Here is an 11,454-nt window from a genome sequence, read left to right as displayed (position 1 = left end):
GAGGGTCCTTATTCCTGATCCAGGTCGGCGCTTTTCTGCGCGATGGCCATGGCCGTGAGGATTTTTCTGTAGCCAGTGAATTCGTTGCGCGCATGCACGCTGAGGATGTTGTCCAGCAGGACCACGTCGCCCTTCTCCCAGGCGAACTCGACCATCACGTCGCGGTAGATGCCTTGCAGGTGGCGGATCACGTCGTCGGGGATGGCCGAGCCGTCGCCGAAGAAGGTGTTTTGCGGCAGGTCCAGCGGGCCGAATTCACGCAGCAGGTTGTCGCGGATGCTGTCCGGCAGGGTCAGCGCGTTGAAGAAGGTGCCGTGGTTGAACCAGATGCGCTCGCCCGTCAGCGGATGGCGCACGATGGCCGGGCCGTTTTGCCGGGTGCGCAGGCGATTGCCGGACTTCCACTCGGCCTGAATGCCGATCTTGGCGCAGTAGGCTTCGACTTCGCCGCGATCTTCGCTCTGGAACACGGTTTGCCATGGCAGCCCCATGCCGTCGCCGTAGTTGCGCACGTACATGATGCGTTTACGCTGAAACTCCTCGCGCACGGCCGGGTCGATTCGCGCGAGGATTTCGCGGGTGTCGCCGAACGGGGTTTCGCCGCCGGTGGTCGAGGGCGTGTCGCAGTAGAAGTACAGGTGACGCGGGAACACCGGCGAATAGGAATGCTCGTTGTGCGGGAAGATTTTCTCCGCCGCCGGGTAATCGGTGGAGCTGTAGATCTTGAACTGACCGGTGATCTGGGTCCGTGGCGAGGCGCGGAACAGGTACTCCAGGGCGCCGTCGGAAATCGCCGCCACACAGCGATTGAATTCGGCGATGTCGGCCACCTGGAAGCCACGGAACAGAATCACCGCGTGATCAAGCAGCTTGCTTTCGATCAGGGCGCGATTCTCCGTCGCCCATTCCACCAGGCTCACACCAGGCACTGCCGGGCGGCACACCAGCGGCATGCTGGCGCCGTCGAACATCGGCGCAAAACTCACCAGCCGGGTCGGGTCGGTGGACAGGCTCTTGCGCGCACCGCGGCCGATTTTGGGAATGGACTTGGTGGTTGAAACAGTCATAAACCCCTCCAGAAAATGATGACGGCGGCGCCCGGTTGGCACCGCCGCAATGAATCAGTCCGCCGCGCCTTGCGTTGCCGGCGTGCCGCGACGACGCTTGATCGCCATGGGCCCGCCCAGCAACGCCTTGCGCTGCTCGTTCAATCGCGCATCGGCACGGCGCTGCACCTCGGTGGCCAGTTCCAGCAGATCGCTGACCGTCAGCTCGTCGGCGCGCAACAACGCTTGCAGTACCGCCTCGATTTGTTCGAACAGGCTTTGCAGCGTGCTCGGCAAGTACTGCCCGGCGGGTGTTTCGAAACTCAGGTGAATGTGTTCGGCCTCGTTGTAGAACGCAGCGACCATGCCGATCTCGGCAGCTTGCCGACCCGACGGGAAGTCCTCGACCAACAAGCCGTCCATGGAGGGCAAGCGACCGACGCCTTCCTGATAGATCAACTTGATGTCGAACAACGGCGAACGCCCGGCCCGACGAGGCAAGCGCAACGCTTCCACCAATCGCTCGAACGGCAGGTCCTGATGGTCCGAAGCCTCCAGAACCGCACGGCGACAGGCTTGCAAAAGTTGCCCGGCAGCCTGGTCGGCATCGACCTCCACTTGCAGCACTAATTGGTTAACGAAGAAGCCGACCATTTGTTCAAGCTCAACTTGATTTCGGTTGGCGATATCGGTGCCGATGCGCACGCGGCTGACCTCGGTGCGCTGACGCAACACCAGGGTAAAGCCGGCCAATAGCACCATGAACAGCGACAATCCACGCTGTTGGGCGAAGTCGCGCAACTGCTGACTCAAGGTCGAATTCAAGGTGAAATGTTGGCTGGCGCCTTCCTGCGCCTGACGCTGATCGCCGTCGCCCGGCAGCTCCAGCACGGCTTGCGGCTGGCCGAGGCGCGCCTGCCAGTAATCGAGCTGACGTTGCAGCTCGCCGCCCTGCTCCAGCCACTGACGCTGCCATTTGGCGAAGTCTGCGTATTGCACGCTGTGCTCCGGCAACTGCGCGACACCACCCCGGTTGAGAGTCGGGTACAGCGTGACGAATTCATTGATCAGAATCCGGAACGACCAGTCATCCGCCGCGATGTGGTGCACCGTCAGCAGCAGCACATGCTCCTGATCCGCAACCTGCAACACCCGCACCCGCAGCAAAGGCCCGTTGCGCAGATCGAACGACCGGGCGACTTCTTCACGGGCCAACTGCGCGGCTTCGACGTCCGGGGCCGGCAAATGCCGCAGGTCGCTGATGGCGAAATCCAGCGGCAGTTCGGCGTGTACCCGCTGCCAGGCCTGGCTGTCTTCCTCATAGAACGTGGTGCGCAACACGGCGTGGCGTTGCACCAGGGTTTCGAAGGTTTGCTGCAACGCCGACAGGTTCAACGCGCCGCGCAACCGCAAGGCGCCGGGCATGTTGTACATCGAGCTGTCGGGTTCGAGGTTCCACAGGAACCACAACCGCTGCTGGGCAAAGGACAACGGCTGGCGTTCGCCGGAGTGGTCCGCCACCAGCGCCGGGCGTTCGCAGACATTGGCGGCGTGCCGCAGGCCTTGCACCTGCGCCGCGAAATCCTGCAGGCGCGGGTGCTCGAACAGGCTGCGCAAACTCACCGACAGGCCCAGGCGCTGACGAATCTGCGAGACGATCTGCGTGGCCAGCAACGAATGGCCGCCCAATTCGAAGAAGCTGTTTTCGCGATCGACACGGGCAACTTGCAATACCTGCTGCCAGATCTGCGCCAGCTCGATTTCCAGCTCACCTTGCGGTGCGGTGCCGGCCACGGCTTCCCAGACTTCGGGTGCGGGCAGCGCCGCGCGGTCGAGTTTGCCGTTGCGGTTGAGCGGCAATGCGCTCATCACCACCAGTTGCGCCGGGAGCATGTAGTCCGGCAGACGCTCACCCAAAACCTGGCGCACGGTTTCGGTGAGTTGACGGGAATCGGCGTTCGGCAACACCGGCACCACATAACCGATCAGTTGCTTGCCACCGACGCCTTCGTGCACCAGCACTGCGGCTTCGCTGATCATCGGCAAGCCTTGCAGGTGCGCTTCCAGTTCACCGAGTTCAACGCGGAAACCGCGAATTTTCACCTGATGGTCGATGCGACCCAGGTACTCCAGCGCGCCGTCCTCGCGATACCGCGCCAGGTCGCCGCTGCGGTACAAGCGTGCGCCGGGCGTGGTGGAAAACGGATCGGCAATAAAGCGTTCGGCGCTCAGCCCCGGACGCTGGTGATAGTGCTGGGCAATGCCGGCGTCACCGCCGATGCACAACTCGCCCACGCAACCGGTTGGCAGCAGATGGCCTTCGGTGTCCAGCACGTACAACGCCCGGCCGGGCAAGGCGCGGCCAATCGGCACGCCGATCAGGTTTTGCGTGTCGGCCAGGGTGCACAGGTGGGTGCTGGAAACCACCGTGGCTTCGGTCGGCCCATAGGTGTTGAGCAGGCGTACGTCGCCGAGACCGGCGGCATGCCAGAGCTTCAGGCCCTCCAGCGACATGGCTTCGCCACCGACATGAACCTGCCGCAACCGACCTTTGTCGCGCTGAGGCTGCGCGGCCCATTCCTGGGCCAGCAAATACCAATAGGCCGCTGGCAAGTCCGCCAGGGTCACGCCCTGTTCGATGATCTGTCGGTACAAGGTGTCGGTGTCCCACAGCTCATCGCCGCGCAACACCAGCGCCGCACCCACGCAAAGTGGCGGGTAGCACTGCTCGACAAAGCCGTCGAAGCTGAACGTGGCGAATTGCAGCACGCGGTCGTCGGCGCTGAGTTGCGAATAGTCCGCCGCAATCACGCAAAACTCGCGCAGCGCGGCATGGGCCAGGCACACGCCTTTCGGCCGCCCGGTGGAACCGGAGGTGTAAATCAGGTACGCGAGGTCTTCGGCACAGGCGAGGTTGACCGGGTTGGCCGTGGAATAGCCGGCCAGCGACGCCGTCGTCAGCGCCAGGCGCGGCAAGCCTTCGGGCAGCGCGACATCGTTCAGCAACTCCGGTTGCGCCAGCAGCAGGTCCATGCCGCTGTCTTCGATCATGTAGGCCAGGCGTTCGGCCGGGTAGTCCGGGTCCAGCGGCACGTAACCGGCACCGGACTTGAGGATGGCCATGAGGCTGACGATCATCTGCGCATTGCGCCGCACCGACAGGCCGACCCGTTGTCCCGGCGCCACACCGTGTTCGCGCAGGCGATGGGCGAGCTGGTTGGCCTGGGCGTTGAGCTGTGCATAAGTCAGTCGCTCGTCGCCGGCAATTACGGCCCATGCATCGGGCGTGCGGGCCGCTTGCTGCTCGAAACGCTGATGCGCCAACAGCGGACTGTCCAGCAGCGGCGCGGCGGGACGCGATCCCAGCAGTACCTGTGCTTTTTGCTTCGCATCCAACAGACTGACGGCGCCCAGCACTTGCTGCGGCTGCGCAACAAACTGCTCCAGCACATGCAGCAGGTTCGCACTCAAACGCTCGATCTGCGCAGCGCTGAACAAGGCCCGGTCGAAACTGAATTCCAGACGCAGGCTGGCGCCGACTTCGATGCCGAGGGTCAGCGGGTAGCTGGTGATTTCGTGATTGCGCAATGCGCCGAAGGTCAGTCCCGCCGGTGCACCTTGCTTCAGCGCTTCGGCCACCGGGAAGTTTTCGAACACCAGCAAGCTGTCGAACAGCGCGTTGCCCTGCTGCCCGGCCCAGCCCTGAATGTCGTAGAGCGGCACATGCTCGAACTCACGCAGGCTCAGGTTCAGCGCTTGCAACTCATTAAGCCATTGGCTGACCGGATGCGCGGACGACGGCGCGTCGATGATCGGCAAGGTGTTGATGAACAGACCCAACTGTTGCTCGATGCCCGGCAACGGTGCGGATCGCCCGGCAATCGTCGCGCCGAAGGCCACGCACGATTGGCCGGTGTAGCGCTGCAACAGCAGGCCCCACGCGCCCTGCAACAAGGTGTTGAGGGTGATTTTCTGCTGCCGGGCAAACTCAGCCAGACGCTGCATCGCGGCGCTTTCAAGCGTCAGGTGATGCTCGCCCATGCCGCGCCCTTCGACCGGCGTCGGCAAGGCTTGCGCCAATAAAGTCGGCGTTTCGAGTGCGGCCAGCGCCTGTTTCCAGAACTGTTCGCCCGCCGCCGGTGGCTGCTGCTGAATCCAGCCGAGGTAGTCGCGGTATTGCCCCAAAGGTTTGGCCAGTGTTTGCCCGGCGTAATGCTGAATCACCTCGCCGAGCAACTGCGCGTTGCTCCAACCGTCCATGAGGATGTGATGACTGGTGTAGATCAGATGCCAGGCGTCGCTGCTCTGGCGCACCAGCATCAGGCGGAACAGCGGCGCGGCACTGAGTTCGAAACCACGGCTGCGCTCCTCGGCGGCCAGTGCATCGAGGTCGATATCGGCCGCTTCGATCACCTGCAATTGCAGGTCGATCTGGCGATGAATCACCTGATGCGCAGCTTCCAGGCCCAACCAGTGGAAGCTGCTGCGCAGAATGTCGTGACGGTTGATCGCCGCCTGCCACGCCCGACCGAAGGCCGCCAGTTCCAGCCCCTGAATATCCAGGCGCAGTTGGTTGATATAGGCCTCGGCCTGCGGCTCATACAAGGTGTGGAACAGCATGCCCTGCTGCATCGGCGTCAACGGATAAATGTCTTCGATGGCCGGGGCTGCGACGGGCAAGGCGTCCAGCTGCGCCTGATTGATCCGTGCCAGCGGGAAGTCCGACGGCGTGACCTGGCCCGCCGGCGTGACGCAGCAGTGTTCGATCAGTGCGGTGAGTTCTTCGGTGTAGGCGTCGGCCAGTTTTTGAACGGTGCTGTCGGCGAACATGTCGCGACTGAAACCCCATTGCAGCGAGAGTTGACCGCCATAGACCTGGCTTTCCAGCGTCAGCCAGTTGGCCAGAGGCGCATCGTCACCCTGGGCCTGACCGCCGCTTTCCGCTGCGGGTACAAACAGCGCGTCTTCATCGAACTGGCGGTCGAACTGGCCAAGGTAGTTGAAGGTGATGCATGGCGCCGGCAACCCTTGCAACGCTTCACGCTGGGCCGGTTCGCCGAGGTAACGCAGCAGGCCGTATCCCAGGCCTTTGTCGGGGATGGCGCGCAGTTGTTCCTTGATCGCCTTGATCGTGTTCGCCGTTTGCGCGTGAGGTTGCAGGCGCACCGGGAACAGGCTGGTGAACCAGCCCACGGTGCGCGTCAGGTCGAGCTCGTCGAACAGGTCTTCACGGCCATGGCCTTCGAGCTGGATCAGCGTCGAGTTGTGCCCGGTCCAGCGGCAGATCACCCGCGCCAGTGCGGTCAACAGCAGGTCGTTGACCTGAGTGCGATAGGCCGCCGGCGCCGTTTGCAACAACTGCCGCGTCAACCCGGCGTCGAGCTTCGATTCGATTTTGTGGCCGTGGCGATGCTGCAAGCTGCCCAGCGGATTTTCACACGGCAGGTCGCGGGCATCGGCGTGTTGTGCCTGCCAGTACGGCAGTTGCTGATCCAGCGTGCGAGCATGCGCTTGCAGGTGTTTGGCCCAGTGTTGATAAGCGCTGGTTTTGTCCGGCAACGTCGCGGCGCTGCCACCCGCCAATTGCGCGTAGGCCTGCTGCAGGTCTTCGAGCAGCACCCGCCAGGACACGCCGTCCACCGCCAGATGGTGGACCGCCAGCAGCAGGCGTTGCGAGCCATCGTCGAGGCTGACCAGCAGCGCGCGCAGCAACGGCCCATCGGCCAGATTGAGGCTGCGTTGTGCTTCATCGCACAAGTCCGTCAACGCCTCGGTCGACGCCGCGTGACGCTGCCACAATCCGGCCGTTTCGACCTGTGGTCCATGAGACTGCTGCCAGCCATCGACACTCGCGGCAAACCGCAGGCGCAAGGCATCGTGATGGTTAATCAGCGCAACCAGCGCGGCTTCCAGTGCTTGCGGGTTCAGCGCCTCGCGCGGCGTCAACAGCAAGGACTGGTTCCAGTGTTGCGGTTGCGCGATGGCCTGTTCGAAGAAGTAGTGTTGCGCCGGGGTCAGCTGCACTTCGCCGCTGACCGGTCCTTGGTCGATGGCACTGCGGTTGTCGAACGTCGCCACCAGCGCCAGGCTGCGCACGGTCTGGTACTGAAACAGGTCGCGCGGGCTGAGACGGATACCGGCCTGACGGGCGCGGCTGACCACTTGAATGGAGATGATCGAATCACCGCCCAGTTCGAAGAAGTTGTCTTCGAGGCCCACACGCTCCAGGCCCAGTACGTCCTGCCAGATCTGCGCCAATGCCATCTGCATCGCATCTTGCGGCGCGACGAACGCCTGTTGTGGCGCCGCGTCCGGTTGCGGCAGGGCCTTGCGGTCCAGTTTGCCGTTGGCGGTAACTGGCAATGCATCCAGCGGCATCAGGTAAGTGGGCACCATGTATTCCGGCAGGCTATTGAGCAGCCAGCCCTTGAGGGTTTCCGGCCACTGCGCCTCGGCGTTTTCCAGCACCAGGTACGCCACCAGATGTTTGCCGCCCTGCACCAGGACCACCCCCTCGCGCACCAGCGGATGCTGCATCAATCGGGTTTCGATTTCCCCGAGCTCGATACGCAGGCCGCGCAGTTTCACTTGATGGTCGAGGCGACCGAGGTACTCGATCACCCCGTCGGCACGCTGGCGCACGCGGTCGCCGGTGCGGTACAGGCGTGCGCCGTCATGGAACGGGCACGGCACAAACCGCTCGGCCGTCAGCCCCGGACGCCGGTGATAACTGCGCGCCAGGCCGGCGCCGCCCAGGTACAACTCCCCCGCCACGCCTGCCGGCACCGGCAGCAACTGCGCGTCCAGAACGTGGGTGCGCAGGTTGGCAATCGGCCGGCCGATGGGCACGCTGTCGGCGCCCTCGTCAACGCACGTCCAGTGGGTCACGTCGATGGCCGCTTCGGTCGGCCCGTACAAGTTGAACAACCCGGCGCCCGGCAGCTTGGCGAACACTTGAAGCTGGGCATCCAGCGGCAGGGCTTCACCGCTGCACGCGATGCGTTTGAGGCTGGTGCAGGCTTCTACGCCCGGTTCGTGGATAAACGCCTGAAGCATCGACGGCACGAAGTGCAAGGTGCTGATGCCGAACTCGCCGATGAGGCCGATCAACCGCGCCGGCTCGCGATGCGCGCCCGGCGGTGCCACCACCAGACGGGCACCGGTCATCAACGGCCAGAAGAACTCCCAGACCGAGACGTCGAAGCTGAACGGGGTTTTCTGCAACACCGAGTCGCTGCCGTCCAGCCCGTACGCCTGTTGCATCCAGCACAAACGGTTGACCAGCGCCGCATGGCTGTTGCCGGCGCCCTTGGGTTTGCCGGTGGAACCGGAGGTGTAAATCACATAGGCCAGGTTCAGCGGATTTACCGACACCGGCGGGCAATTTTCGCTGTAACCGGCCAGCCAGTCCTCGTCCTGATCCAGTGCGATGACCTTGATGCCTTCGGTCGGCAGCGTGCCAGCCAGGGCGCTCTGGGTCAGCAACACGCCAATCGCACTGTCTTCGATCATGTAGGCCAGGCGTTCCGCCGGGTATTCCGGATCGAGCGGCACGTAAGCACCGCCGGCCTTGAGAATCGCCAACAGGCCAATGACCATTTCCAGCGAACGCTCGACGGCGATCCCCACCAGCACATCGGGACCGACACCCTGCTCGCGCAGGTAATGCGCCAATTGACTGGTGCGCGCATCGAGCTGTGCATAAGTCAGCTGACGGTCGCCAAACACCAGCGCCGGCGCCTCGGGTGTGCGCAAGGCCTGGGCGTGGATCAGTTCATGAATGCATTGCTCGACGGGATAAGTTTCGGCGGTGCGGTTCCAGTCATGCACCAGCACCTGTTGTTCATCCGCCGCCAGCATCGGCAGCTCGCCGACCCGTTGATGTGTGTCGATCACCATCGCCTGCAACAGCCGCGTCCAGTGCTGCGCCATACGCGCGATGGTCGGTGCGTCGAACAGGTCGCTGGCGTAGGTCAGCGCGGCGTGCAGCTTGCCGCTCTTTTCATAGGTGTCGAGGGTCAGGTCGAACTGCGTGGTGCGCCCTTCCCACTCGATCGTGCCCAGCACCAGGCCGGAGGCGGTGCTGATGCTGGACATGTCCGCGACCTGCGTCTGGTGGTTGTACATCACCTGGAACAGCGGCGTGTGGCTGAGGCTGCGCTCCAGTTTCAGCGCTTCGACCAGACGCTCGAACGGCAAATCCTGATGGGCCTGGGCACCGAGCGCAGTCTCCTTGATGGCACGCAGCAGATCGTCAACGCGGGTGTGGCCATCGAGCCGGGTGCGCAGCACTTGGGTGTTGACGAAGAAGCCGATCAGGCCTTCGATTTCCGCTCGGTTGCGGTTGGCAATCGGCACCCCGACACGGATGTCGGTCTGTCCGGTGTAGCGATGCAACAATGCGTTGAACGCCCCGAGCAACAGCATGAACAGGGTGATGTTGTGTTTCTGCGCGGTGGCGCGCAGTTGCTCGGCCAGTTGCGTGTCGACGGCGAATTCGTAGCGCGTGCCGCGATAGCTCGGCATCGCCGGGCGCGAGTGGTCGGTGGGCAACTCCAGCACCGGGTGCTCATCGCCGAGTTGCGCTTGCCAGTAATCGAGTTGGCGCGCTTGCTCGCCCGCCTCCAGCCAGCGGCGTTGCCACAAGGCGTAGTCGCTGTACTGGATCGGCAGCGGCGCGAGTTGCGGTTGTGCACCGGCCTCGAAGGCGTCGTAGCAGCGGATGAACTCGTCGATCAGCACGTTCATCGACCAGCCATCGGAGACGATGTGGTGCAGGGTCAGCAGCAGGACGTGTTCCTGCTCGGCGAGTTTGAGCAAGGTCACCCGCAGCAGCGGGCCGATGGACAGATCGAAAGGCAGTACGGATTGCTGTTCGGCCGCTTGGGCGACGGCACGTTCGCGCTCCGTTTCCGGCAAGGCGCTGAAGTCCACGTGCTTGATGATCAGCGGCGCGCTGGCCGGCACTTGCAGCAAGGTGTCGTCGGCCTGGCGCTGGAACACCGTGCGCAGGGTTTCGTGACGCTCCACGAGGCTGACGAAGGCTTGTTCCAGCGCCGACAGGTTCAACGCACCAGTCAAACGCACCGCGCCCGGCAGGTTGTAGGCGCCACTTTGCGCGTCCAGTTGCCAGAGAAACCACATGCGTTGCTGGGCATACGACAGCGCCTGGCGATCCTCGGCCTCGACGCCGGCAGGAATGGGGAACCGGGCGAAATCAATGCCTTCCTTTTGCAAGGCCGCAAGGAACATCTGGCGCTTTTCCAGGGGCAACCCGATAAACCGGCGAGCAAGTTTCAAGGAGTCATCAGCATTCATTTCTAAGCATCCGGATCAGTGGCGGGAAGCACAAAGGCACGTCGTCCCTATAAAACGAATGCAGACCGGAAAAATTAGCGAATGAGAATAAGTGTCAGCGGGGAGATGGATCGAGGTCTGTGGACCGCCAAAAATCATTGTGGGAGCGAGCCTGCTCGCGATTGCGGTCGATCATTCAACATTGATGTTGACTGAACCACCGCAATCGCGAGCAGGCTCGCTCCCACAGGGGGATAGGTGATTTTGAGATTGTATTAAGCAGTGGCTGCCATGGCGTGCCGACGATGGTGAACGTCGAGCTGGTCCTTGATCACGCGCAGCACCTTGGCTTCGTGCTCATGGATGAAGAAGTGACCGCCGGCCAGCATGTCCACGGAAAAACTGCCGTGGGTTTCCTTGCTCCAGCCGATCAGCTGTTCGGTGGTTGCGCGATCCTCTTTGCCGCCGAGCACGTGCACCGGGCATTTCAGCAGCGGACGCTGGATCGGCTCGAAACGGCCGCACAGCAGGAAGTCCGCGCGCAGGATCGGCAGTGTCAGACTCATCAGTTCTTCATTGGCCAGCACTTCTTCGCTGGTGCCATTGAGGGTGCGCAGTTGCTCGATCAGCTCGGCATCGGTTTTCGGATCGGCGAAACCCTGATCGTAATCAGCCCGCATCGTCGGCGCAGCGGTGCCCGAGGCGAACAGCGCCACTGGTTCCGGGCAACCCAGCGAGCGCAAGGCATGGGCCATTTCACAGGCCAGCAACGCGCCGAGACTGTGGCCGAACAGCGCGTACGGCGCCTTGAGCGTGGCTTTCTGTTCCTGGGCGAGTTGCAGCGCCAGGCGCCGCATGTCGGTGTGCAACGGTTCGCCGAACCGAGCGCCACGGCCCGGCAGTTCCACCGGCTGCAGCTTGAGCCACTCCGGCAGCTTGCGCCGCCAGCGGCTGTAAACCATGGCGCTCGCGCCTGAATAGGGCAGGCACAGCAATGTCAGCTGGGTCACCGGGCTTACCTCGAAAAGTTGTCTGCTAAGAGAACGGACGAGCGCCGCAGGGAATTAGTCGACGGTGATGACGCCTTCGCGGGCAAGCCTCGCTCCTACAG

At 63.3% G+C, this 11,454-nt stretch carries 3 protein-coding genes; all 3 read right to left on the bottom strand.

The features are described from left to right. Positions 1–8: 8 nt before the first annotated feature. The 3 genes from IB246_RS20185 to IB246_RS20175 all read right to left on the bottom strand — a co-directional run bounded on the left by IB246_RS20185 (position 9) and on the right by IB246_RS20175 (position 11,353). The gene (locus tag IB246_RS20185; RefSeq protein WP_008032309.1) at positions 9–1,067 is read right to left on the bottom strand and encodes a TauD/TfdA family dioxygenase; all 1,059 of its coding nucleotides are present in this window, start codon (positions 1,065–1,067) and stop codon (positions 9–11) included. 54 nt (positions 1,068–1,121) lie between these two features. Continuing rightward, positions 1,122–10,364 (bottom strand): non-ribosomal peptide synthetase, encoded by a 9,243-nt coding sequence (locus tag IB246_RS20180; protein WP_008039953.1) that lies wholly within the window; start codon positions 10,362–10,364, stop codon positions 1,122–1,124. Between the two features lie 254 nt (positions 10,365–10,618). Continuing rightward, positions 10,619–11,353 (bottom strand): thioesterase II family protein, encoded by a 735-nt coding sequence (locus tag IB246_RS20175; RefSeq protein WP_008032305.1) that lies wholly within the window; start codon positions 11,351–11,353, stop codon positions 10,619–10,621. Between the last annotated feature and the right edge of the window lie 101 nt (positions 11,354–11,454).

The sequence above is a fragment of the Pseudomonas sp. PDM01 genome (assembly GCF_014852325.1).
Taxonomy (GTDB): domain Bacteria; phylum Pseudomonadota; class Gammaproteobacteria; order Pseudomonadales; family Pseudomonadaceae; genus Aquipseudomonas; species Aquipseudomonas migulae.
This window is presented reverse-complemented; position numbering and strand designations above follow the sequence as displayed.

Bases quoted from the DNA above. Each gene is read 5' to 3' on its own strand.
- IB246_RS20180 (WP_008039953.1), bottom strand. From the start codon at position 10,364: ATGAATGCTGATGACTCCTTGAAACTTGCTCGCCGGTTTATCGGGTTG.
- IB246_RS20185 (WP_008032309.1), bottom strand. From the start codon at position 1,067: ATGACTGTTTCAACCACCAAGTCCATTCCCAAAATCGGCCGCGGTGCG.